We start from the raw sequence: 24,187 nt of genomic DNA, 5'->3' as shown, positions 1-24,187 counted from the left end.
AATCAAGGCAACATAATCAGGGCGTCAGCGATCGGGCCAAGAATCAGCACCGGCATAAAGCTCAACAAGGTGAACATCACAATGACTGCGAGCGTCATCACGCCAAAAGTGGCGGTATCGATGCTTAAGCTGCCACGGCCCTCGGGGGCAGAGCGTTTTGCTGCCAGAGACGCAGCGATAGCCAGAGGCACCAAAATCGGAATAAAACGGCCCAGTGCAAGATTGATGGAGCAGGTGATGTTCCACCATATTGAATTATCGCCCAAGCCTTCGAAGCCGGAGCCATTGTTCGCAAAGGCAGATGTGTATTCGTAAATCACCTGGGTGAGGCCGTGGAAGCCCGGGTTAGAGACTCCGGTTAACGTTGGGAAAGCGACGGTGACGGCACTAAACCCCAGTATCAGTAAAGGTTGTATAAGCAGGGCAATACACACCAGTTTTATCTCACGGGTTTCCAGGGCTTTACCCGCTATTTCGGGCGCTCGTCCGATCATGAGCGAGCCAAGAAACGCCGCTAGTATCACGAACAGCAGATAACCAATCAATCCAACGCCGATACCGCCAAAAGTGACATTGATGAACATGTCGACCAGAAGAACCATGCCACCAATGGGATTAAAGCTATCGTGCATGCCGTTTACCGACCCGTTGGAGGTCTGGGTTGTCCAGCTGCCCCACAGTGCCGTTGCGGTGGCACCAATGCGGACCTCTTTGCCTTCGAGGTTTGGTCCTTCTGCGGCAAGGTTGGTGAAGGCAGCGTTAGGCTGGTTTTCTGACCAGATGGCGACAGAGGTAAGCGAAACGGACATCACCACCATGACGGTCATAATCACCAGTGCCAGCTTCCGGCGGCCAGTGAGAAACCCCAGGGAAAAAACCATGGCGGCGGGAATAAGAACAAGCGAAACCGTTTGAATGAAGTTGCTCACGGGCGTGGGGTTTTCCAATGGCACGCTTGAGTTTGCGCCATACCAGCCGCCGCCATTGGTGCCCACCTGCTTGATGGCAACCATAGGTGCGACCGGGCCGATAGGGATACGCTGCTCAGTCATCTCTGCAGTCTGGTCTAGCGGAATGGCGGTTTGCGCACCGTGGTAGCTATTGGGAACGCCTTGTGATGCCAGCAATAAAGCGATCACAGTCGCAATGGGAAGCATAATCCGGACAATAGCCCGGGTTATGTCTTGGTAAAAGTTGCCGACCGATACTGGGTCATTTGACGGGGTTCGGGATTTACGGTCAGACCGGCCCAGAAGGGTGCGTACGATTGCGATCAGAGCCGCCATGCCGGCAGCCGGCGTAATCACCTGCAGCGCAACAATTCCGAAGGTGTGCGCCAGATAGCTCAGTTGCGCCTGGCCGGAATAATGTTGCTGGTTGGTGTTGGTCAGAAATGATATCGCCGTGTGCAGGGCCAGATCCCAGCTCATTCCACCTATCGCGTCCGGGTTCAGAAAAAGAACGCCTTGGGTCATTAAAAGCCCAAACACAATCAGGGCCAGAACAAGGTGCAGTTTCAGCAACGCTTTGCCGTAACCCTGCCAGCTCATGGGCTGGGCGGGATCTACTCCCGCCAGGCGGTAAATACCTCTTTCCACGGGCAGAAAGATCATGGCGCCCGTGCCTTCGCGGCCGTTGAAAACCCCGGCAATGTACTCTCCTAATGGCCATGCCAGCAGAAGTGTAACGGCATAAATAATAATGACTTCGTTCACAGCCGTTCCTCCATTTCAATGAACCAGAAACACAGGCCGAAAAGTCCTAGAATGATGCCGATGCCAATCAGTGCCATGGTCAGAACCTCTCAGGGCGAAGCAACGCTGCAACCAGATAAACGCCAACGGCAAGTGAGACCAATAAAAGGAATGTGGACACGCTCGTACTCCTTCAGTGAGTGTGTGGTTATGATGCAGCGGCAGGGTGTAAAAATTCGATGACCAAACAGGGCGCGGGGCGTAAAAATTTCGTTAAAATACAGCGTTTTTGGCAAGGGCTGACAGGCTCTGATTTTCAGGTCTTTTCAGGTATAAACGCGGTCTGAAGCACTGTGATGGCAATGCACCATTACACGTGCCAGAATTCAAAGTCTTGAATTCATTGGCTTGAAGAGCTCTGGGACCGTTTTCTCTTACACACAATCGCTTTAAAGAATTGGATTCAATCACCATGACAGATCAAATAAGAGTCGCCATTGCCGGTTATGGCAATTTGGGCCGGGGCGTGGAAGCGGCTTTGGCACAAAATCCGGACATGGAACTGTTTTGCGTGTTCAGCCGCCGTGATCCTGCCAACGTGACGCTTCTTGATCGCAAAGTGCCGGTATACGCCATGGCAGATGTCGAGCAGTATCAGGATGAAGTGGATGTGATGATTCTGTGCGGTGGTTCTAAAACGGATCTGCCAAAACAGGGGCCATATCTGACGCAGTTTTTTAACACGGTGGACAGTTTTGATACCCATGCAAAAGTGAATGAACACTTTGCAGCACTGGATGATGCGGCGCAAATGTCCGGCAACATTGCGCTTTTGGCTGTGGGCCGGGACCCCGGTCTAATGTCACTGAACCGTCTGTTTGGTGAAACCATTTTGCCGGAAGGTAAAACCGATACGGGTACCCAAAGCAAGCAGATCATCGAGTGCTCGTTGGCTCTGGGCAGTAATCTCGAGTTCACCGCCAGTGCTCTGGTGGCCTACTCTCGGGCTGTTTATAGGCTGGCGCGCTCAGGTGAGATCGGAGCCAAAACCGTGTTTGATGTTGCTCCAGGTTCGCTGTCACCCAAAAGTCCGTCGCAGCTGCGCAAAGAGCTGCTCTGATTACAACGCTCGCGGAGAATACAATGGCCCATCCCAATGAGGATTGAAGCAGAGAATCTGCCAGACAGCACCATCAGCTGCTCAAGCTGTCAGGCCTGCTGTTGCCGCCTGGAAGTCATGCTGATTACAGAGACCGGCGTGCCAGAGCGCTTCATTGCAACGGACCAGTGGGGCAGCCGCACCATGGCCCGACTAGACGACGGTTGGTGCGCCGCACTGGATCGCAACACCCTGTCTTGCTCAATTTATCAGAAGCGCCCGTTCATCTGCCGCGAATTCGAAATGGGCGGCTACGAGTGCATAGTCGAGCGTGCCGTTCCTTAGTGTCCCGTCTGTAAGCCTTATTGCCTGTGCGGGTGTGTTATTATCATAACTAGCTACTATTACGCGAGCTATTCAAATCGCGACGGCACGAAATGAAAGGGTGATTGGCAATGAACATAAATGAAGTGGCGTTTTCAGTACTGGATTTAGCTTCCACAAAAGACAACGATGAAGGCGCAACGCCGGCTTTGCAGCGCTCACTGACGCTGGCCAAACACGTGGAACAGTTAGGCTTCAACCGTTACTGGGTGGCCGAACACCACAATATGGACGCCATTGTTAGCTCCGCCACCGCGGTTGTGGTGGGTTATCTGGCGGCGGGCACGCAGACAATTCGCGTGGGGGCAGGGGGCGTGATGCTGCCAAACCACGCGCCCATCGTGATCGCCGAACAGTTCGGCACGTTGGAAGCGCTTTACCCGGGCCGAATTGACCTGGGTTTAGGCCGTGCGCCGGGCACTGACCCGCTCACATCCCGCGCTTTGCGCAAACACCTGAGCGGAAGTGTGGATGACTTTCCTGCGGACGTAGAAGAGCTGCAGGCATTTTTGGGCCCGCGCCAACCCGGTCAAAAAGTTGTGGCTATGCCGGGAGTGGACAGTAACGTGCCGCTTTGGTTATTGGGTTCCAGCTTGTTCAGCGCACAACTGGCGGCAAAAAAGGGTTTGCCTTACGCCTTTGCGTCGCACTTTGCGCCGCGCATGATGATGCAGGCTATAGAAATATACCGCAGCCAGTTTCAGCCGTCGGAATTGCTGGACAAGCCTTATGTGATGCTGGGAGTGCCCTTGGTTGCTGCAGACACTGATGAGCAGGCCGAGTTTTTAGCCACCACCACCTATCAGCGCATACTGTCGTTAATTCGTGGCCAGAGCCTGAAGATGCGCCCGCCAGTGTCGAGTATGGATGGCCTGTGGAGCCCTCAGGAAGAGCAAACCGTGCGAGATTTTCTGGGCCTGGCGATGATTGGCAGTGGCGACACCGTCAAACAGAATCTGCAAACGCTTTTGCAGCACACCCAGGCGGACGAGCTTCTTTTCACCTGCGATCTTTACAAACAGCAAGACCGCTTGCGTTCGTTTGAGATTCTGGCTGCACTCAAGAATTAGCCGGGACGATTATTTTTCCTGAGCCGTTTTTACTCGTATTTTGTTGGTGCCCAGACGGGTCTCGTTCAACTTTGCCTTGGCCAGTTTCGCCTGTTTTGCATCGGGCATCTCAACGAAACCAAATCCTTTTGATTTGCCGGTTTCTTTATCCAGAACCAGAGTGCATTCGGTTACGGTGCCGTGTGCCTCAAACAGCTCGCGGATTTCCTGTTCGGTGGTGGTGCGGGCGAGATTACGAACTAATAGTTGCATGGTAGGCCACAGTGATAGGGGGTGATAGAAAGTTATTCCCGCGATTGTTTCAGCATGGCTGGATAAGAACAAGCGCCGCAGTTAACTTTGCGTTTTTAGGGAGTCTTTTTTCCGTTGATGTAAGCGTGCTTACGCGGAAGACTCAGCGTTTCCAGAGCAAATAGCTTTCAATCACATCCCGGACAAATACAGCGTAGTCGTCGACGCCAACGCCTTGATCACGATATTTTCGGCGCTTCAAATACCAATCTTGCAGCAAGGCTTTTGTCATTAGGGAAACTAAGCGTGCGTTTTTTGCTTCGTATATCTTTGCTTTGATGCCATCTTCAATCAAATCCAGAAAGATCTCTTCAATTTCAAGTTCGATCGCAACAGCGTCACGCTTTTCTGGAGCCGGTAGACTCTTTGCTTCCATGTAGGAAAAATAGAACCAGGCCCGCATTTGTTCGGTCAGATATAGATGGGCCTTGATGGCGGCAAACAATCGATCGCGTATATCCTCGACCTGGCTTGTGTAATGAAGAAGAGTCCGGCGCGTGATAATAAAACCGTGGCTTTGAATCAAATGAATCAGGTCGGCTTTGTTGCTAATGTAGGCGTACAGCCCGCCCATGCTCATCCCTGAATCGGCGCACAAATCTCTCAATGTCATCGCATGAAAACCCTTGGAATTGGCCAGTCGAAGGGTTGACTCAATAATTCGTGTCAGGTTTTTGACCGCAGTTGCCTCCTTTTTAATGCTTATGCGGTCTTTGTTTTGACGGTAAACATCACGGATCACATCCTCTTTCGACAGGCTCAATTCGCCGTGAAACGCTTCATAATTTTTAATCATATCCGCTCCTGCAGCGATTATTCCAAGCCAGATTACGCGACCGACAAGAACCTTTCCTGAGTGGCCTGGTCAGCTCGCAGTTCGTCACTGGTGGCCTGATGGACAACCTGCCCCTTTTCCAGAATGTAGGCTCTCCGGGCATGTTTCAGTGCGAATCGAACACTCTGGTCAGTGAATAGTATGGTCGTGGTCTGACTAAGATCGTCAATCAACTCCCCGATCTGCTGCACAATAACCGGGGCCAGCCCCTCATTGGGTTCATCCAGCAATAGCAGCCTTGGCTGAGTCATCAACGAACGAGCTACCGCCAGCATTTGCTGCTGTCCGCCAGACAAAGTAGCTCCGTCTTGATCTTCTCGCTCTCCCAACATTTCGTATTTCTTGAGGATATTATCCACGGTCCAGTGGGCGGCAACCCCCTTGCGTTGATAAGCGGCCACTTCGAGGTTGTCCCGGACGCTCAGGCTGGGAAAAATCCGGCGATCCTCCGGCACATAACCAATGCCTGAACGGGCAATTCGGTGCGGCGGCAAACCCTGAATTCGCTTGCCGTTAAAGATCACCTCACCAGATCGCGGAGGTGTTAAGCCAATAATACTTTTCAGTGTTGTACTCTTTCCGGCTCCGTTCCGGCCGAGTAGACAAACCGTCTCACCCTCTTCCAGTTGAAGAGTAACGCCTTGAAGCGCTTGGCTTTCGCCATAGAACGTCTGAATATTGCGAACATCAAGAATCATGCGCCGGTCTCCTCGGTCACTTCGTCTTCTTCTTCACCCAAGTAGGCACGCCGAACCTCAGGATGGCTCTTCACTTCCGCTGGAGTGCCTGCAAACAATTTTTCACCACGGTGCATGACGAGAATGCGATCCGCTACATCGAAGACCACATCCATATCGTGCTCGGTGATGAGGAACGTGTAGTCGCCACTGTTTGCCAGACTTTTGATCAGTCTTGTGGTTCGCCGGGTTTCCTCCGGCGTCATTCCTGCCGTTGGCTCGTCCAGCAGAACCAATTTTGGACGCGTCGCCAGAACCATCGCTATTTCTAACAGACGCTTGTCGCCATAACTGATGACCTCGGCGCGTTGATCCTTGAGGCTATCGACACCCAGGCGCTTGAGGAGCTCTACCGCTTCCTGCTGAATACCGGTGTTACGAGACGCAATATTAAACAGCTTGCGACTGTGGCCATGAAAAGCCGACAACACCACTTCAACGTTCTCTTGAACCGTCATCTCAGGAAAAATGTTGTTAATCTGGAAAGAGCGTGAAATTCCCAATCTGCTAATTTTATGGGGTGGCAGGCCGGTGATGTCTTTACCATCAAGCGTGATATTGCCCTCAGAGGGCTGCATCCGGCCAGAAACCATGTTGTAAAACGTCGTCTTGCCAGCGCCGTTGGGGCCGATGATAGCCATGGTCTCCTTCGGCATGACGTCCAGATTGATGCCCAAGACCGCAGCATTTCCACCAAAACGTTTGGTAAGATTAGATATGGTGAGAATTGGATTAGTCATTTTTTTATCTCCATCCACCAGTCAAGGACGGTGCCCAATAAGCCCTTGCGGAAGAAAATAACCATCAGGGCGAGGATAATACCGAGAACAAGCATCCAGGACTCTGTAAAGCTGGTGATCCAGGTTTCCAGCAGTACAAACACCGCCGAGCCAACGAACGGTCCTAAGAAGTAGCCTGTGCCACCCAGGATAGCCATCAGTATTGGCTCTGCAGACATCGACCAATGCAGCAATTCAGGGCTTGCGACTCGAAGAAACGGAGCCATTAGACCACCTGCCAAGCCCGCAAAAGAGCCTGCAATCACGAAGGCCACCAACCGATAAGTGCGCACATTCAGGCCGGCAAATGACACCCGCTCGGGATTCTGGCGAATAGCTCTCAGGATCATACCGAATGAACTTCGACAAATTAGGTACAGTACCGCCGAGGCAATAACAACAATGGCTAGCACCACGTGGTAATAGACAGCTGGATTCCCCAGAGTCAGATCAAGCCCGAGCCCGAATGAGCCCAGAGAAAATCCAGTCAGCCCGTCACTGCCATTGGTGACTGAGCGCCACTGGTATGCAATAGCAAAAACCATCATGCCAAAGGCCAGAGTCAACATGGCGAAATACACTTCATTCAGCCGGACACAGAAAAAACCAATGACTAAGGCTAATAGCGCGGAGGCACCCATGGATACCAGCAGGCTGAAAACAAACGGCCACTCCAGATGTATTAGCACTAATGCCATAGCGTAGGAGCCGATGCCGAAGAAAGCCGCATGCCCAAAACTCAGCATTCCTGTATAGCCAAAAATCAGATTAAAACTGGCTGCGAACAAGCCTAGAATAAGAATTTCGGTGAAAATGAAAATATAAAAGTAAGAGGCAATCCAAGGCACCGCAATCAGCCCCGCAATCACCAAAGTCAGCAAGGCCCATAAAATCTTGATCTTCATGCCGCTGCCCCTTTGCCCATAATGCCATTAGGTTTGAACAACAGAACCAGCGCCATTCCCAAAAATGGCAAAAGCATGTTTACCTCAGGAAAATAACGACCACCAAAGCCATGGATCAGCCCGAGAATAATGGCCCCGAGCAAGGCGCCTGGAAAGCTCCCAAGACCACCGATGACCACCACAATAAAGGATTCGATAATAATCTTGTCGCCCATGCCGGGGTCCAGTGCACGCATCGGTGCGGCAATCACACCGCCGACAGCCGCAAGCCAGGCGCCAAAGGCAAACACCCCCGTCACCACTAGCCGGGTATTGATACACAAGACCTCTGCCATATCGCGATCCAGCGCGGCAGCACGCATGATTCGACCGATCCGGGTCCGGTTAAACAGGAACCAGAGGCCAGCCAGTAGCACCAGACCCATAACAATCACAAACAGGCTGTATGTCGGTATGGAGCTACCGATAATATCTATCGACCCGGCCAACAGCTGCGGTGGCTGAACGACCTGAATTCCACTGCCCCAGATCAGTCGCACGCTCTCGTTAATGATTAACAGAAGCGCGAAAGTGAGTAACAAGCTGTCTCCTATATCCCTGGAATAAATATACCGTAATAAAAACCGGTCAATGAGGACCGCCAATATAGCCACGCCAAGCGGAGCCAAGAGCAACGCTGCCCAGAACGGCATTCCTACTATGTTGATCAGGGTAAATGCCAGGTACGCCCCCAGCATGTAGAGCGCTCCGTGAGCAAAGTTGATGATGTTCAGAACACCAAACACGATATTCAGTCCTACTGCGATAATGAACAGCAGAAGCCCGATATCAAGACTATTCAGCAACGCCGATCCGATGCCAGACATGGATTACCTCGTTTCGTTAGGGCCGGTGCCGTGACGCACCCCATGGGCGCCGCGGCAATCGTTCAGGCAATCTCTAAGTCAGAGATTGCAACCGGTCTCTTCGATAGAGCGAGCCACATCTTCGCCGTCAAAGATCTGCAGATCAGTCAGTGTGCGGATATCGTACTTAGAATTCATTGGGCCTGAAATACCCCAGTTCGGACTGACCATTGCCTGGTTATCGCCTTTGCGGAACGTAATCGTGCCGTTCGGAGCTTCCATGCTCATTCCACTAAGTGCCTTTGCAACCGCAGGGCCATCAGTAGTGCCCGCTGCTTCCATTGCTTTTTTATAGGCATAAATAGCTGCATAGGCACCTTCAGCGTTATAGCTGGGCGGGACGCCGTAGGCATCGATATACGCCTTAACAAAGTGGGCATTGACGTCGTTATCATAAGCGTCGTACCAGTACCGGGTAGAAAGGTGCACGCCTTCCGGCATCTCTTCGCCAAGAGCCGATAACACTTCGGTCGCTGCACCGACGGTAAACAGCAGTTCGTAGTCTTTTTCAAAGAATCCGCGATTGTTGGCCTGACGAACGAAGTTGACCAGATCGCCACCCCAGACAGAGATAAGAACACCGTCGGCATCCGAGTCCATGACCCGATCAATGAACGGAGTAAAATCTTCAGCTCCAAAACGCGGGAAATTGGTCTCAGACATCAGGTTGACATCAGGTTTGAGCTCTTTCAGGTAGTTTCCGAAAAACTCCCAGGACTGGTGACCGAAAGCATAGTCCGGGCCGATAGTCGTCCAGTTAGTGGCATCAAGTTTCGCAGCCACCAGAGCAGCGGCCTTCATGTTCTGGGCAACGTTTACGCTGATACGGTAGGTGAACGCATTACACAGCTTTCCGGTTACGTCGGGGGTGGCTGCGTGGGTAATAATGAGTGGTTTCTGCAACTCAGGCATTGTCGGCACCATGCCTTGGGCGACACCGGAACTATCAAGCCCTACCAAGGCGTCAACACCTTCCGAGTACACTAATTTGCGGGCGGCTTGTATGGCCACCGACGCTTTACCCTGGCTATCTTCATAGACCATCTCGACTTGACGGCCCAGAATTCCACCAGAGGCGTTGATTTCATCGACCGCGAGGTTGATTCCCTTCTGGGCAAACTCACCGTAGGTCGCAGCGCTGCCAGAGAGAATGTAGATTCCCCCTATGCGAACTGGCTCCTCCGCGTAACTGGTGCTTGCGGCACCCATCGCAGCGGCTGCGGTTATTGCAACCAAGATTTTTTTTGCACATGTTTTTATCATTGTAATGCCCCTTCGTTATTGTCTTTATTTTTAATGGCTAAAAAACGTTCTAGTTGCTATCGCAACCTCCTTCTGACCGCGGTCAGACCTATTACGGGACCAGAGAATCCCGGAGAATATTTTTGCGGACCTTCCCTGTAGCGGTTTTCGGCAACTCACCAAACACTACCTTCCTGGGCGCCTTGAAATGCGGCATGTGTGCTCTACAAAACGCTATAATGTCTGCGGATGTTATCTCTTCACTGTCGTCAATCAGGCTGACAAAAGCACAGGGTACCTCCCCCCACTTTTCATCGGCTATTGCCACTACAGCAGCCTCGGAAACCTGCGGGTGCCGGTAAAGCACCTCCTCCACTTCAAGGCTGGAGATGTTCTCTCCGCCAGAAATAATGACATCCTTGGCTCGGTCCCGAATCTCGACGTAGTGGTCAGGGTGCATGACCGCCAGGTCGCCCGTATGAAGCCAGCCGTTACTAAAAGCATCGGCCGTGGCTTCCGGGTTTTTTAGGTAGCCCTTCATCACGGTGTTTCCCCGAATACAGATCTCACCCATGGTTTTGCCATCAGCCGGCACGGATTCGCCACTAACAACGTCGAGAACCGCGACCTCATCCAACCCATGTGTGGAAACGCCCTGACGGGACATTTTCAATGCTCTTTGTTCCAGCGGAAGGGCCTGCCACTCGGGCTGAGGCACGCACAACGCAGACGGACCAAATGTCTCGGTCAAACCGTAGAGGTGGGTAATCTGAAAACCGATCTCTTCCGCTTTTTGAATCACACTGCTCGGGGGTGCTGCACCACCCAAAGCGAACTGGGTCGAACGGGACAGCTTCAGCTCTTCTCGCCCGAGCTCTTGCAGCAACATATTCATTACCACCGGCGCTCCGCACATATGAGTCACTCCGTAAGTCTCGATATGGCGATAAATGTTCATCGGGTCCACATCCCTAAGACACACATGGGTTCCGCCCACTGCCGTTATCGCCCAAGTGTAGGCCCAACCATTGCAATGGAACATCGGAAGAGTCCACAAGTAGACCGTCTCAGGCGTCATTTCAAACACCAGGGAGTTGGTCATCGCGGCCAGAAAGGCACCTCGGTGGTGGTAAATGACGCCTTTCGGGTTGCCCGTCGTGCCCGATGTATAGTTCAGAGCAATAGCATCCCACTCGTCATTAGGACGTTGCCAAGTGGCTTCCGCGTCCCCCTCTATCAGAAAGCTTTCATAATCCTGCTGCGCAAGCCCGTCGCTAACGCCCGCCTTACTCTCGATCGAAATCAGAAGTGGCGGCACCTCCAGCCCCGAGACCGCTGCGCGAACCACATTCTCCCAATCTGTGTCATAGAACAGCACACGCGCCTCGCCATGCCCTAAAATGAATGACAGCGTTGCGGCATCCAGGCGAATATTAATCGTGTTGATGACGGCACCTGCCATCGGGACGGAGTAGTGGGACTCAAGCATCTCATGGCTGTTCGGGCTTAATATGGCGACCGTGTCTCCGGGGTTAACGCCTTTGCGCCTCAACGCATCGCCCATCTGACAGCAACGCCGGTATAGCTCACGATAGGAAAGAGCCAGGTCGACATCGATTACGGCCTGTTTATCCGGATACACGGTTGCTGAGCGCTGTAGCAGCGTAAGCGGGGTCAGTGCTGAAAAATTAGCGAGTGTTCTATCGAATTTTTCGTACTTATTCATGTTTCACCGCTTCAGGTAGCCCGGGCTATTTATTCCCAAACGAGCCTCCGTTAAAGTTTGTAGAACTTCACGCAGGGCCGGTTCTCTGCCATCCAGCCGACGCTCGCGAATCGCCTCGGCGAGAGATATTTCGCCTTCAACATTAGGATTCGGTTGAGATCGAGCCGCTAAAAATGTGCTAACAGCCTGGTCTGCCTCCTCCACCTTGGCCTGCTCACTTTGCCCAAGCTCGCGTATTGCCATACTCATGGCGTTAGCAATCATTAACGCTTCGTATTTTCGCGCGCCAGTGAGCTCTGGTGTGAGTGAGTTCAGCAGCACCTGACGAGCTTCTATCAATAGGTCATGGTTGTCCGGTTGATTAATCACTGGTTGTCCTCCAGTTCCTGAATCTGAGTCAACAAATCAAACTCCATCTGAGCGACCATTCGACCCGTCAGCGCCAACTCTAACGAGCGTTGTTCACCGGAGATGTGCCGTCGCGCCTGTTGAAGCGCGATGATGGCCCAGCGCATGAGCGCCATCACTTCCCAATAGCTAACGGCTGCCGGATCAATATCAGTGCCCCCAGCCTCGCGGTAGCCGTTCAGAAAATCCGCCTTCTCACCGACTCCACCTGCTTCCCGCTCATTCGCACCAAACCGCCAACTTCGGCTGCAAAACCAACCAAGGTCCTCCGCTGGGTCACTCCAGGCGGCGAACTCCCAGTCCAGGATAGCTGTCAGCTTTGCATCAGCCATCATGTAGTTCCCGGTTCGAAAATCGCAGTGACACAGCACAGTTGGACCCGGTTCCGGCGTGTTGTCTTCCAGCCAGTTTAGCGCCCACTCCAGAACAGGGTGCGGTTCTGCAATTTCCTGGAGGTGCCGCTGGTAAGTCGATACACGGCTCAGCGCTGCATCGCCTTGATCAGGCAATGTCAGAAAGTCCAGTGAACGCATGGGTGGTCGCACTGTATGTAATTTTGCAAGCTCTGCACCCAGCCGCCGCACAATCATACGGCGCTGCTCACCCGTAAAATCTGACTTAACCAATTGGCGTGGTGATGCGCTCCCGTCCGCCCGGGTCATGACGTAAAAAAGCTGCCCGCTGACATCAAGATCCTCGCAAAGCCAAAGAGGTTTCGGGACAGTAACCCCCGCTTCAAACGCGGCTTCCAGCACCCGAAATTCCTCGGGTCTGGACAAGCTTTCTGCAATGCCTGAAGGGGCGTCTTGTCGCACCACAAATTCCTGAAGACCTGATTGCACTCCACCTTCAATTTCCAGAGTCAATCCAAAGTTGTCTTGAATGGCACCTCCGGAGAGCTTATTAAACGCAATCACTTTGGCGCTCCGAGCACCAGATTGGTGAACAACAAACTGGCTAAAAACCTCCGCAAGCTCAGACATAGGTTTACACGCCCCAGCGCCAGAAATCAGCGCGCTCAGCCAACAATGTTTTTGAGAACACCATTTTATGAATCTCGGATGCGCCATCAACCAGACGCGCTTGACGCGCATAGCGATAAATCCATTCCAGCGGCGTGTCTTTGGAGTAGCCCCTCGCACCACACAATTGAATGGCGGTATCTACAGCCTTGTGTAGAGTGTCGGCGACCGCTACTTTGGCCATAGAGACTTCTTTTCTGGCAAAGTCACCTTGGTCCAGCTTCCAGGCAGCGTGCATGGTTAGTAGTCGACCGACTTGGATGTCCATAGCAGCCTCGCCCAAAAGCCATTGCACACCTTCGCGCTGACCCAGTGTCTGACCGAAGGACTCACGCGTATTGACATATTCCGTGGCGATTTCGAGGGAGCGCCGCGCCAAACCAAGCCAACGCATACAGTGTGTAAGGCGTGCAGTGCCCAGTCGAATCTGGGTAAGCTTCAAGCCATCGCCGACTTCCATCAGGCGGTTCTCATCTGGAATTTCCAAGCCATCGAACCGGATTTCGCAGTGCCCACCATGTTCTTCCGGGCCCATGATAGGAATGCGCCGAACAATCTCCCACCCGGGATCATCCTTGTGGAACATGAAGGCGGTTAAACCCTTTCTGGTATCGTCTGAGGTTCGAGCAATCAGGATGAAATGAGAGGCTGCGGCAGCGCCGGTAATATAGTGTTTATGCCCGTGGATAACCCATTTTTCACCCACACGCTTCGCACTTGTCTGCATCATGCCGGGGTCTGAGCCGCAGCCGGGAGGTGGCTCCGTCATCGCAAATGCGGATCGCACCGTTCCCTCCACAATGGGCTTTAGCCAACGCTCCTGTTGCGCCTCAGTAGCCACCTTCGCCAATACCATCATGTTGCCATCATCGGGTGCCGCAGAATTGAACACCACGGGGCCAAAAATCGAGCGGTTCATTTCTTCATAACAAGCAGCCATGCCCGAGATATCAAGCCCTTTTCCACCAAGGTGCTCAGGAATTTGTAAGCACCACAGACCTTCCTGCTTTGCCTTGGTGCGCATGATTTCCAGATGCTCAAGCGCAATGTTTTCGTGTTCATCGTAGGCATCTGGATTACTTTCCAGCGGCAACAGATGCTGTTCCACAAAGTCTCTTATCCGCGCTCGATAAGACTCGTTCTTAGCGTTGAGATTGAAATCCACAGGAAGAACCTCGTTATAGTGAAGATTGCAGATGACCGCCATCCACCACGAGGGTGCTGCCGGTCATGTAGTCAGAAAGCTCCGATGCCAGAAGCAGCAACGGGCCACACAGATCGTTTGGCTGCCCAAGACGCCGCTGCGGAATGCGATTAATCATCTTCTCGCCCGGCTCAGTGGCAAAGAAATCTCGATTCAGGTCAGTCTCTATATAACCAGGTGCTAACGCGTTGACCCGAATACCATAGCGCGCCCACTCCAGGGCCAGAACGCGAGTCAACTGCTCAACCCCTGCTTTAGCAACAGCATAAGGTGCAACATTGCCCGCCGCACGATGCCCGAGAATGGAGGAAATCATTATGATGCTTCCGCGCCTGTCCTCGCTGGACAAGCGGCGGGCCGCCTCCGTGGCAACTAGCCAGCAGCCTTTGAGGTTCGTATCAATAACGCTATCCCAGTCGCCACCTGTGCAGTTCAGAGCTTTTTTGCTGATGGCCACACCAGCATTAGCCACGACCACATCAGGAATGCCAACTTTGGCCGCCATAACATCGAAGGCCTGTGTGACGCTGAGTTCATCACTAACATCCATTGGGACAATATGAATTCGATCGGAATGATCTGGAAATTCTGATTTGAGGCGTTTAAGAGCTTCACAACGTCGACCGCTAACGATGACGGTAGCGCCGGTATCAAGCAAACAGCGGGTGAAGCTTTGTCCTAACCCGCCTGCAGCGCCCGTGATAAGCGCGATCTTGCCATCAGTACACAAAGGCCAGTTCGTGTTATCAGAAATTTTTTTATTAGAATTATTCATTTTTTGAACCCTCTGCTCAAAAAATATAAACCGAGCGCTCGATTTATTCAAGAAAGTAAGCGAAAAAAATTTCGTGCCAGAGTGGTTCGATGAATGCTGGAATATTACCTATCGTGAAGTCCCGAAACAGTTGAAAATCTTAGGGTCTGCCGTGTTTCGGGTGGCAACTAGTGTTTGTCAAAATTTTCCAGAAACCGATAGCGCTCCGCGCGCGCCGTGCGCATTTCCGCTTCGCGATTGTTCGCCAATACTTCCTGCACGTAGCTGATGTGTTCGCCGGCGCTGCGCCGGGCGTCGTCTGGCCGTGCTTCCATAATGGCCTGAAACAGCTCGCGGTGCTGGTTCACCAGGCGCTCGCGTGTTTCGCCGCGCAGCTCGTACATGCCGCCAATGTTCGTCACCACGTTGCGTTTGAGCAGGTCAAACAGGCCGCGCATGGTGTGCAGTAGCACCATATTGTGGCTGGCCTCGGCAATGGCCATGTGAAAGCGCGCGTCGGTAACGCCTTCTTTAGACCGAGCTTCCTGGGTGAGGGGGCTGTTGCTGTAACAGGCCTGAAGCTCATCAAAGGCTGCCTGCAAGTGTTGGCGATCTACTTCGGTGGCACGCAAAGCGGCGTAGTAGGCACAATCTGCTTCCAGGGTGTGGCGGAACTCCAGCAAATCCTGATGGGCTTCCGGGTGGCTTTCCAGCAGCGCCAGCAACGGGTCACTAAAACTGGACCCCAGTTTGTCGGTGACGTAATTTCCACCGCCCTGACGGCTGATCAGCAGCCCTTTGGCCACCAGTTTCTGTACAGCTTCCCGCAGTGATGGACGTGAAACGCCAAACTGCTCGGCCAGAGCCCGCTCTGCTGGCAGCCGTTCGCCGGGTTTCAAGGCACCTTCCAGAATCATGCTTTCCAGCTGATCCATAATTGTGTCAGACAGCCGGCGCTGGCGAATGTATGGCATTTGCATTTTTGACACCGTTGGTAAGACCAATTGCCAAATTTAGCAAGATATCGCCGTCTCTATCAATACCCTCGTACGACTACGTATACTAATGTCTATAAAATATAGTTTGACACTGCCCCTGATGTTTTTTTAACCTGAGAACACTGGATTGTAAATTGGTATTACCAATTGTAAGAGATCTAGCCAATAATAAATATAGGAGCTCTCTTATGTCGACGGGTTTATTCGCCTTTTTTGCCTTTGTTCCCATTCTGCTGGCCGGCATTTTGCTGATTGGCCTGCGCTGGCCAGCGAGCCGCGCTATGCCGCTGGTGTATTTGGCCAGTGTTGGTATTGCCTTGGTCGCCTGGGACATGTCTTTCAACCGTGTGTTGGCTTCGAGCCTTCAGGGTTTGGTTGTGACGGTGGGGCTGTTGTGGATTATTTTCGGCGCTATCTTACTGCTCAATACCCTCAAGCACTCCGGCGCGATCATGGTTATTCGCGCCGGCTTTACCACCATCAGCCCTGACCGTCGAATTCAGGCCATTATCATTGCCTGGTTGTTCGGCTGTTTTATTGAAGGTGCATCGGGCTTCGGGACACCGGCAGCCATTGCTGCGCCTTTGCTAGTAGCCGTCGGCTTCCCGGCCATGGCTGCGGTATTGATGGGCATGTTAGTACAAAGCACGCCGGTATCGTTTGGTGCTGTGGGCACACCCATTATTGTCGGAATAAATACCGGGCTTGATACCGCCACTATTGGTGCGCAGTTGGCGGCTAATGGTTCCAGCTGGGACGCTTACCTGCAGCTGATCACCACTCAGGTCGCCTCTATCCATGCGATCGTCGGCACGTTTATGCCTTTTATTATGGTGATTATGCTGGTGCGCTTTTTTGGCAAAGACAGAAGCTGGCGCGCGGTGTTCGAAGTGCTGCCTTTCGCCCTGTTCGCCGGATTGTCGGTCACCATACCTTACGTGTTGACCGGTATTTTCCTGGGGCCTGAATTTCCGTCGCTGTTGGGCGGGCTGGTGGGTCTTGCAATCGTTACGACCGCGGCGCGCAAGGGCTTTCTGGTGCCAAAAACCACCTGGGACTTCGCCGACCGTAAAGATTGGCCACAAGAGTGGCTGGGCAGTATCGAAATGAAATTAGACGAGCTTACCGCAAGGCCTATGAGCAGCTTCCGCGCTTGGAGCCCGTATCTTTTGGTGGCTGTATTGCTGGTGGTTAGCCGGGTATTCCCGGAGGTAACCGCGCTGTTCAAGTCGGTAGCGGTCAACTTCAATAGTATGCTGGGCGAAGCCGATATTAGCGCGGGCGTTCAGCCGCTTTACTTGCCGGGTGGTATTCTGGTGATGGTGGTGCTGGCGACTTTCTTCTTGCATCGGATGCAGGTTAAAGAGCTGAGTCGTGCGGTAAAAGAATCCAGCGGTGTGTTGCTCAGTGCGGGTTTTGTGCTGCTGTTCACCGTGCCTATGGTGCGTATTCTGATCAACTCTGGCGTTAACGCCGCGGATCTACCTAGCATGCCGATTCTGTTAGCCCGCTATGTGGCCGACACCGTAGGCGGTATTTACCCGCTGTTTGCGCCAAGCATTGGTGCTCTGGGTGCGTTTCTGGCGGGTTCCAACACGGTTTCGAATATGATGTTTAGCCAGTTTCAGTTTGGTGTTGCTACCAATCTTGGCTTGTCTACCGCGTTAATGGTGTCGATTCAGGCGATTGGTGCCGCGGCAGGCAATATGGTGGCCATTCACAACGTGGTGGCGGCATCGGCTACTGTTGGGCTGCTTGGCCGCGAAGGTGCAACTCTGCGCCGCACGATATGGCCAACGCTGTATTACGTGCTGATGACCGGCATAATTGCTCTGATTGCGGCCTATGTGATGGACTTTTCAGATCCGCTAATGGCTCTTTAACTGCTGAAGGCTCTTTAATCGGCTGAGGGCTTTCTAACTGCTAATGGCTCTTTAATCGATGGGCTGAAAGCTCAGTGACACTGCTTTGAAGGCGCCCCCGCGTTTGCGGGGCGCATAGCCTGCAACCCAAACAGGACACGCCTGATGATCATTTCTGCTTCTACCGATTACCGCGCTGCCGCCAAACGCCGGCTTCCACCTTTTTTGTTTCATTACATCGATGGCGGCTCATACAACGAACACACGCTTAAACGCAACGTTGAAGACCTGTCAGACATCGCCCTGCGCCAGCGGGTACTGAATGACATGACCCAGCTAGACCTGACCACCGAGCTGTTTGACGAAACCCTGTCAATGCCGGTAGCTCTGTCGCCGGTAGGTTTGACCGGCATGTTCGCCCGTCGCGGTGAAGTGCAGGCCGCCCGCGCCGCTGCTAATCGGGGCGTGCCGTTTACCATGTCGACCGTGTCGGTGTGCCCGATTGAAGAAGTGGCCCCCGTCATCAGCCGGCCTATGTGGTTTCAGCTGTACGTTTTGAAAGACCGTGGTTTTATGCGCAACGCGCTGGAGCGAGCCAAAGCGGCGGGCGTAACCACCCTGGTGTTCACTGTAGACATGCCAGTGCCTGGCGCCCGCTACCGCGATGCCCACTCCGGCATGAGTGGGCCCTACGCGGCGCCACGTCGCATATTACAAGCAATAACCCATCCACGCTGGGCGCTGGATGTAGGCGTGCTGGGCAAGCCCCATGACTTGGGCAACATTTCTGCTTACCGCGGCAGCGCCACCGGCCTTGGCGACTACATTGGCTGGCTCGGCAATAATTTTGACCCGTCCATTTGCTGGAAAGACCTAGAGTGGATACGCGAGTTCTGGGATGGCCCGATGGTCATCAAAGGCATATTAGACCCCGACGACGCCCGTGATGCCCGCAGCTTTGGCGCCGATGGCATCATTGTATCGAACCACGGTGGCCGTCAGCTCGATGGTGTGCCTTCTACTTGCCGCGCCTTGCCTGCCATTGCGGACGCAGTGAAAGGTGACATGAAAATACTGGTAGATTCAGGCATCCGCACCGGTCTGGATGTGTTGCGCATGTTGGCCCTGGGCGCCGACTGCACAATGATCGGGCGCGCCTACATTTATGCACTGGCGGCGGATGGCGAAGCGGGTGTGACGAATCTGCTGAAACTGATTGAAAGCGAAATGCGCGTAGCCATGGTGTTAACGGGCGCGCGAACCATTGCCGACATCAGCCCGGAATTACTGGTTCGTGAATTAAAGAAGGCCGCTCAATAACGACGTATCAGCAGCCACAGACGAGTGCCCCTGGAGATACTATGAGCTTGCCCACCGATTTCCTCAGTGCCGTGAACCAGCTGATTCCGTTGAAGCGACGTTTTGACGACGCGCTGTCAACCCTGGCCTTCGGTACCGACGCCAGCTTCTACCGCCTGATTCCCAAGTTGGTGGTGCGGGTGAATGCCGAGCACGAGGTTGTCGCGCTGCTGCAATTGGCGGGCACGCACCGAGTACCGGTTACCTTTCGGGCGGCCGGTACCAGTTTGTCGGGCCAGGCAATCAGCGACTCGTTGCTGATTGTGCTGGGCGACGGCTGGAACCGTCGGGATATTCTGGACAACGGTGCCCGTATTCGCCTGCAATCGGGTGTGATTGGCGCCCAAGCTAACGCCGCGCTGGCACCCCTGGGGCGCAAAATTGGGCCAGATCCGGCGTCTATTAACGCCTGCAAAATTGGCGGAATTGTGGCGAACAACGCCAGCGGCATGTGTTGCGGCACCGCGCAAAACAGCTATAAAACCTTGAACGCCATGCGCCTGGTGCTGGCAGACGGCCAAGTGTTAGACAGCGAAGACCCCGCCAGTGTAGCCGCCTTCAGCAGCAGCCACAGCGAACTGTTGGAACAGCTGGCGCAGCTGGGCCGGGATACCCGCGCCAACAGCCCGCTGGCGGAGCGAATCCGTCACAAATACCGGATGAAAAATACCACCGGCCTGTCGCTGAATGCCTTAGTAGATTTTGACGACCCGTTGGATATTCTGACCCACCTGATGGTGGGCTCCGAAGGCACCCTGGGCTTCATCAGTTCAGTCACTTACAACACCGTGCCCGAATACCCGCACAAAGCCACCACTCTGGTGGTGTTCGCCAATGTTGAAGACTGCTGCCGCGCCGTACCCATGCTGAAAAAGCAGCCGGTGGATGCGGTGGAATTACTCGACCGGCGCAGTATACGATCGGTGGAAGACCAACCCGGCCTGCCGGCCTGGGTAAAAGCTCTTTCAGACCATGCCTGTGCCTTACTGATTGAAACCCGTGCGGCCAGCCAGTCGCTGCTGCACGAACAGATCGAGCAGGTTCGCGGGGTGCTGGCGCCGTTCCACGTGGAACAACAGGTAGATTTCACCGAAGACGCCACCTTGTCCGGCCAGCTGTGGGCCATCCGCAAAGGCACATTTCCGGCCGTTGGCGCGGTTCGTCCCACCGGTACCACGGTGATCATTGAAGACGTGACCTTTCCTATTCCGCAGCTGGCGGAAGGCGTGAACCGCCTGATCAAGCTGTTTGAAAAACACAGCTACCACGAAGCCATCCTGTTCGGCCACGCTTTGGAAGGCAACCTGCACTTTGTGTTCACCCAGAGCTTTGACGACCCAGCCCAGGTAGCGCGTTATGCGGCCTTTATGGGTGATGTGGCACAACTCGTAGCGGTGGAATTCGGTGGTTCCTTGAAAGCCGAGCACGGCACAGGTCGCAACATGGCGCCGTTTGTGGAGCTGGAGTGGGGCACAGATGCCTACCAGCTGATGTGGAAAATAAAGCGCCTGCTGGATCCACGGGGCATTCTGAATCCGGATGTGGTGCTGTCGGAAGACCCCGGCATCCATTTGAAGAACTTCAAACCGCTGCCGGCGGCTAACGAGATTATCGACAAGTGCATTGAATGCGGCTTCTGCGAGCCGGTGTGTCCGTCTAAGGGCCTGAGCCTGAGCCCACGTCAGCGTATTGTAATCTGGCGTGACATTCAGGCCAAAAAGCGCGCGGGTGTAGATACCCGCGCGCTGGAAGAAGCCTATCAATATCAGGGAATAGACACCTGTGCCGCCACAGGTCTTTGCGCCCAGCGTTGCCCCGTGGGCATCAACACCGGGGACCTAGTGCGCGAGCTGCGCGCCGACAAGGCGCATCACAATAGCCGCGCTGATTGGCTGGCCGCACACTTTGCTACCGCCCTAAAAGGCACCTGGCTGATGCTGACAGCGGCCGACACCGCCAACCGTTTGTTAGGCGCGCCCCGCCTGCAGCGCTGGACTGAAGCCAGTAAGAAAATCAGCGGTGGTCGTGTTCCGTCCTGGACTCCAGCCATGCCGCAACCGGTGCGCTGGGTTGAACATGCGAAGCCATCGGTAGCCACTGAAAAACCGCGGGTGGTGTACTTGCCGGCGTGCGTGTCCCACGCCATGGGCCCGGCGCGTTCTGACAGCGAGCAGGCGCCGCTGCTGGAAAAAACCCGGCAGCTGTTGGAGAAGGCCGGCTACGAGGTCGTTTTCCCGGAAGGCATGGATTCGCTGTGCTGCGGCCAGCCGTTTGCGTCCAAAGGTTATCCACAGCAGGCGGATCGTAAGCGCAGCGAAATGTTGGCGGCGGTAAAACGTGCCAGCCGCGACGGCCGCGACCCGATTTACTGCGACACCAGCCCCTGCACCCTGCGGTTGCTGCAACAACAGAACCACGGCCTGGATATTTACGATCCGGTGCGGTTTATTCGCAGCCATCTGTTCGATCGGCTCGCGTTTACGCCGCAGAGCGAATCGGTGGCGGTACACGTTACCTACAGCACGCAGCATCTGGGGGAAGGGCAGGCACTGATTGATATCGCCCGTAAGTGCAGTACCAACGTTGTGGTGCCCGAAGATATTCACTGCTGCGGCTTTGCCGGCGACAAGGGCTTCTCCACGCCGGAACTGAATGACCACGCCTTGCGCACCCTGCAGCCGGTGGTACAGCATTGCACCGAGGGCGTATCGACTAGCCGTACTTGTGAAATTGGTTTAAGCAGTCACAGTGGTGTCGATTATCACAGCCTGGTGTATCTGGTAGACCGGGTAACCCGGCCAGCCCAAGCCCAAGGCTGAAAAATATAAGGCTTCTATGTGAAGATTTTTTGGCGCTCTGATAGTCTTGAAGGACGTTTCAATGGATCAAGGTGAGCGCCATGGACTGCCCCTTTGCATTACTGTTCAAACCTGGCCACCGCAAGCGCTGGCTGGCGTTAATGCTTGAATGTACGGCCTGCCTGCTTGGTTTTGCATTGGCGTCGCCATCAGCGTCAGCAGATCCAACGCAAACTCGTCAGACTTTGCAGGTGGGGTACACCGACTTTGCGCCATTCACATACCAAAACAGTCGGGGCCAGCCAGCAGGTGAATTCGTCGAAGCCACCCGCAAAGTGGTTGTTGAAGCGGGTTACGCCCCCAATTTTGTATTTCTACCCCCCAGCCGCATGCTGCTGCACCTGCGCAACGGCAGGTTGGACTTGGCGCCGACTCTCAGTGGCACGCCTTTGGTGGTGTACGAAACTCTGGAAAGCTGGGCAAGCCCCGTCACGGTGGAGCTGCATGCCTGGCACCTGAACACAACGGAAACACTGAAAACGTTTGACCAGATTAAACACAAGCGTGTGATTGTCGTCAGCGGCTATAACTATGGTGGATTGATGTCGTGGATGGAGAAACAGAGCGACATCGCCGTGACCGAAGCGCCAAACCACCGCGCCGCAATTGATATGCTCAAGCGCAACCGTGGCGATTATCTGCTGGATTATCGAAGGCCCGTGCAGGAACTGCTTTCGGCGCCTGGCGACGAGAATCTTCATTCCACCAAGCTGTTATCACGAAAAGGCGTATGGGTGTTTGCCCTCAGCAGTCCGCAAGCTTCAATATTGCGCGAACAATTTGATGACGCCTACATCCGCCTGGCTGAAAAGGGCGAGGTGCCACCGTTGCGGCGTTTGGGGCCAGGTTCTAAAATTGTCGGCTTTCCGGACTTATAACCGTTATGGTGCCTTTATGAGTTGTATATCGCCATACCAGGCGCTTGCTTGTTCGCCGGTGTTGTCGGAATCCGACATGATGGCAATGCCGATAATGGCTGGCGGTTCGTCACCAAAGGCCTTGCGGTAGTCCGCCATAATATCCCGCTCAATGCTCACCCAATCCCCGGCTTTGTCCGCGCCGCTGCTCACGGCCAACATTCGGGTTTTATCGGTGTAAGGGTTATTCACCCATTCGCCGATAGGCAGCCGGTTCGCCCAAATGTAGTTAATGGCATTGCCCGGCAGCGCTTCCCCGAACACCACCTCCACCGCTTTACGCTTTGCGCGCTCAAAAAAACCGGCGTTGCCAGGCTGAAACTCAAAAGCCACGTAAATGCGCGCCGGGTAATCATCACCGTTTTTGCTGCGGGCATCGCCGTTGGCAAACACGTTCGATACCTTCCATCGCCAACGCAGAATCAACGAATCCCGAGGTTGCACGTTTAACCGTGCAATCAGCCCGGATGCACCACCGGCAGTGTCGGCTTTGACCACCTGCACGCCGTCTTCAACCAACAGTTGATAGCTGGAATGCTGATCTATGTTGGGAAACTCCAGAGGCTCCCAGCCGTCGGTGATGCTTGTCATTTCAGAGAAGCGGGGCAGGTGGGGCGTTGTCTCTTCTGATTGAGAAAGTGCGACTGAGCTGAATATGAATAGCGGCAGTATTGAGAATGCCGAGAGTATGGAGAGTATCTTGTTCATGGGTCTATTCCCGTATATAGTGTTCGAGTTCTTGGTTAAATACCAGATGTAGTGAGCTTTAGTGATTAACGCGCAACCAATCTGGTCAGCGCTTAATCACCATTTGATCAAAAAAGCAATTTTTTGACCGCTTACATCACTATAGCTGGTATCGGGAATCCGGTGAGACTCCGGAACTGACGCGCAGCGGTATTGGGGAACAAGTGTGGCACACAGACACTGGCAGTTGCCGGGAAGTCGCCACACAAGGCCGAACGAACAGACACACCGTTCACGCCCCTAAGTCCGAAGACCTGCCAAGAACGCATCACTGCACCTTCGCGACACAGGTGAGCAGCAACAGTTTCAGTAACAGCACGTTGGCCGCTATGGCTTGTTGTGCGTTATTGCCCGATGGCAGCTTCAGGTGTTGCCACGGTTGTGACTGCCT

At 53.9% G+C, this 24,187-nt stretch carries 22 protein-coding genes and 1 riboswitch; of the genes, 7 read left to right on the top strand and 15 right to left on the bottom strand.

Annotation, left to right across the window (positions count from 1 at the left end):
• Positions 1-2: 2 nt before the first annotated feature.
• Positions 3-1,715 carry a potassium-transporting ATPase subunit KdpA gene (gene kdpA / locus MIH18_RS12605; RefSeq protein WP_249006837.1) on the bottom strand — a complete coding sequence of 571 codons (1,713 nt, stop codon included), beginning with the start codon at positions 1,713-1,715 and terminating at the stop codon, positions 3-5.
• Positions 1,716-2,166: 451 nt separating this feature from the next.
• Between kdpA and MIH18_RS12600 the strand changes: the two genes are divergently transcribed.
• The 3 genes from MIH18_RS12600 to MIH18_RS12590 all read left to right on the top strand — a co-directional run bounded on the left by MIH18_RS12600 (position 2,167) and on the right by MIH18_RS12590 (position 4,247).
• On the top strand, positions 2,167-2,814 hold the full coding sequence (locus tag MIH18_RS12600; protein WP_249006836.1) for a diaminopimelate dehydrogenase: 648 nt from the start codon (positions 2,167-2,169) through the stop codon (positions 2,812-2,814).
• Positions 2,815-2,850: 36 nt separating this feature from the next.
• Positions 2,851-3,138 carry a YkgJ family cysteine cluster protein gene (locus tag MIH18_RS12595; RefSeq protein WP_249006835.1) on the top strand — a complete coding sequence of 96 codons (288 nt, stop codon included), beginning with the start codon at positions 2,851-2,853 and terminating at the stop codon, positions 3,136-3,138.
• 110 nt (positions 3,139-3,248) lie between these two features.
• Complete coding sequence (locus MIH18_RS12590; protein ID WP_249006834.1) at positions 3,249-4,247, top strand: LLM class flavin-dependent oxidoreductase; 999 nt, start codon at positions 3,249-3,251, stop codon at positions 4,245-4,247.
• 9 nt (positions 4,248-4,256) lie between these two features.
• Here MIH18_RS12590 and MIH18_RS12585 read toward each other — a convergent pair whose 3' ends face one another.
• From MIH18_RS12585 to MIH18_RS12525, 13 genes are all read right to left on the bottom strand, one after another.
• Positions 4,257-4,499, bottom strand: a complete 243-nt coding sequence (locus MIH18_RS12585) for an RNA-binding protein (protein ID WP_249006833.1) — start codon at positions 4,497-4,499, stop codon at positions 4,257-4,259.
• 142 nt (positions 4,500-4,641) lie between these two features.
• Entirely contained in the window at positions 4,642-5,334 is a 693-nt protein-coding gene (locus MIH18_RS12580) for a TetR/AcrR family transcriptional regulator (RefSeq protein WP_249006832.1), read from the bottom strand.
• 32 nt (positions 5,335-5,366) lie between these two features.
• The gene (locus MIH18_RS12575; protein WP_249006831.1) at positions 5,367-6,071 is read right to left on the bottom strand and encodes an ABC transporter ATP-binding protein; all 705 of its coding nucleotides are present in this window, start codon (positions 6,069-6,071) and stop codon (positions 5,367-5,369) included.
• The gene (locus MIH18_RS12570; RefSeq protein WP_249006830.1) at positions 6,068-6,850 is read right to left on the bottom strand and encodes an ABC transporter ATP-binding protein; all 783 of its coding nucleotides are present in this window, start codon (positions 6,848-6,850) and stop codon (positions 6,068-6,070) included. The genes MIH18_RS12575 and MIH18_RS12570 overlap by 4 nt, the downstream gene beginning before the upstream one ends.
• Positions 6,847-7,794, bottom strand: coding sequence for a branched-chain amino acid ABC transporter permease (locus MIH18_RS12565; RefSeq protein WP_249012549.1), 948 nt, complete (start codon positions 7,792-7,794; stop codon positions 6,847-6,849). Before MIH18_RS12565 ends, MIH18_RS12570 begins: the two co-directional genes overlap by 4 nt.
• Positions 7,791-8,660, bottom strand: a complete 870-nt coding sequence (locus tag MIH18_RS12560; protein ID WP_249006828.1) for a branched-chain amino acid ABC transporter permease — start codon at positions 8,658-8,660, stop codon at positions 7,791-7,793. Before MIH18_RS12560 ends, MIH18_RS12565 begins: the two co-directional genes overlap by 4 nt.
• Positions 8,661-8,738: 78 nt before the next feature.
• Entirely contained in the window at positions 8,739-9,962 is a 1,224-nt protein-coding gene (locus MIH18_RS12555) for an ABC transporter substrate-binding protein (protein WP_249006827.1), read from the bottom strand.
• Positions 9,963-10,053: 91 nt separating this feature from the next.
• The gene (locus MIH18_RS12550; RefSeq protein ID WP_249012548.1) at positions 10,054-11,667 is read right to left on the bottom strand and encodes an AMP-binding protein; all 1,614 of its coding nucleotides are present in this window, start codon (positions 11,665-11,667) and stop codon (positions 10,054-10,056) included.
• Between the two features lie 3 nt (positions 11,668-11,670).
• Positions 11,671-12,036, bottom strand: coding sequence for a DUF6285 domain-containing protein (locus MIH18_RS12545; RefSeq protein WP_249012547.1), 366 nt, complete (start codon positions 12,034-12,036; stop codon positions 11,671-11,673).
• Positions 12,033-13,058: a phosphotransferase family protein gene (locus tag MIH18_RS12540; RefSeq protein WP_249012546.1), complete on the bottom strand. Its 1,026-nt coding sequence runs from the start codon at positions 13,056-13,058 to the stop codon at positions 12,033-12,035. The genes MIH18_RS12545 and MIH18_RS12540 overlap by 4 nt, the downstream gene beginning before the upstream one ends.
• Positions 13,059-13,062: 4 nt before the next feature.
• Complete coding sequence (locus tag MIH18_RS12535) at positions 13,063-14,262, bottom strand: acyl-CoA dehydrogenase family protein (RefSeq protein WP_249006823.1); 1,200 nt, start codon at positions 14,260-14,262, stop codon at positions 13,063-13,065.
• Between the two features lie 13 nt (positions 14,263-14,275).
• The gene (locus MIH18_RS12530) at positions 14,276-15,076 is read right to left on the bottom strand and encodes an SDR family NAD(P)-dependent oxidoreductase (RefSeq protein WP_249006822.1); all 801 of its coding nucleotides are present in this window, start codon (positions 15,074-15,076) and stop codon (positions 14,276-14,278) included.
• Positions 15,077-15,243: 167 nt separating this feature from the next.
• Positions 15,244-16,035: a GntR family transcriptional regulator gene (locus tag MIH18_RS12525; RefSeq protein ID WP_249006821.1), complete on the bottom strand. Its 792-nt coding sequence runs from the start codon at positions 16,033-16,035 to the stop codon at positions 15,244-15,246.
• Between the two features lie 206 nt (positions 16,036-16,241).
• Between MIH18_RS12525 and MIH18_RS12520 the strand changes: the two genes are divergently transcribed.
• The 4 genes from MIH18_RS12520 to MIH18_RS12505 all read left to right on the top strand — a co-directional run bounded on the left by MIH18_RS12520 (position 16,242) and on the right by MIH18_RS12505 (position 23,010).
• Entirely contained in the window at positions 16,242-17,936 is a 1,695-nt protein-coding gene (locus MIH18_RS12520; RefSeq protein ID WP_249006820.1) for an L-lactate permease, read from the top strand.
• Between the two features lie 144 nt (positions 17,937-18,080).
• A complete protein-coding gene (gene lldD, locus MIH18_RS12515) occupies positions 18,081-19,235 on the top strand; it encodes an FMN-dependent L-lactate dehydrogenase LldD (RefSeq protein ID WP_249006819.1) in 1,155 nt (384 codons plus the stop codon).
• 41 nt (positions 19,236-19,276) lie between these two features.
• Entirely contained in the window at positions 19,277-22,093 is a 2,817-nt protein-coding gene (locus tag MIH18_RS12510; RefSeq protein ID WP_249012545.1) for an FAD-binding and (Fe-S)-binding domain-containing protein, read from the top strand.
• An 80-nt stretch (positions 22,094-22,173) separates the two neighbouring features.
• Complete coding sequence (locus tag MIH18_RS12505; protein ID WP_249012544.1) at positions 22,174-23,010, top strand: transporter substrate-binding domain-containing protein; 837 nt, start codon at positions 22,174-22,176, stop codon at positions 23,008-23,010.
• A gap of 3 nt (positions 23,011-23,013) precedes the next feature.
• Here MIH18_RS12505 and MIH18_RS12500 read toward each other — a convergent pair whose 3' ends face one another.
• On the bottom strand, positions 23,014-23,757 hold the full coding sequence (locus tag MIH18_RS12500) for a DUF3047 domain-containing protein (protein WP_249012543.1): 744 nt from the start codon (positions 23,755-23,757) through the stop codon (positions 23,014-23,016).
• A 107-nt stretch (positions 23,758-23,864) separates the two neighbouring features.
• Positions 23,865-24,073: riboswitch (cobalamin riboswitch) on the top strand.
• The last annotated feature ends 114 nt before the right edge of the window (positions 24,074-24,187 follow it).

The sequence above is a fragment of the Marinobacter sp. M3C genome (genome assembly GCF_023311895.1).
Lineage (GTDB): Bacteria > Pseudomonadota > Gammaproteobacteria > Pseudomonadales > Oleiphilaceae > Marinobacter.
This window is presented reverse-complemented; position numbering and strand designations above follow the sequence as displayed.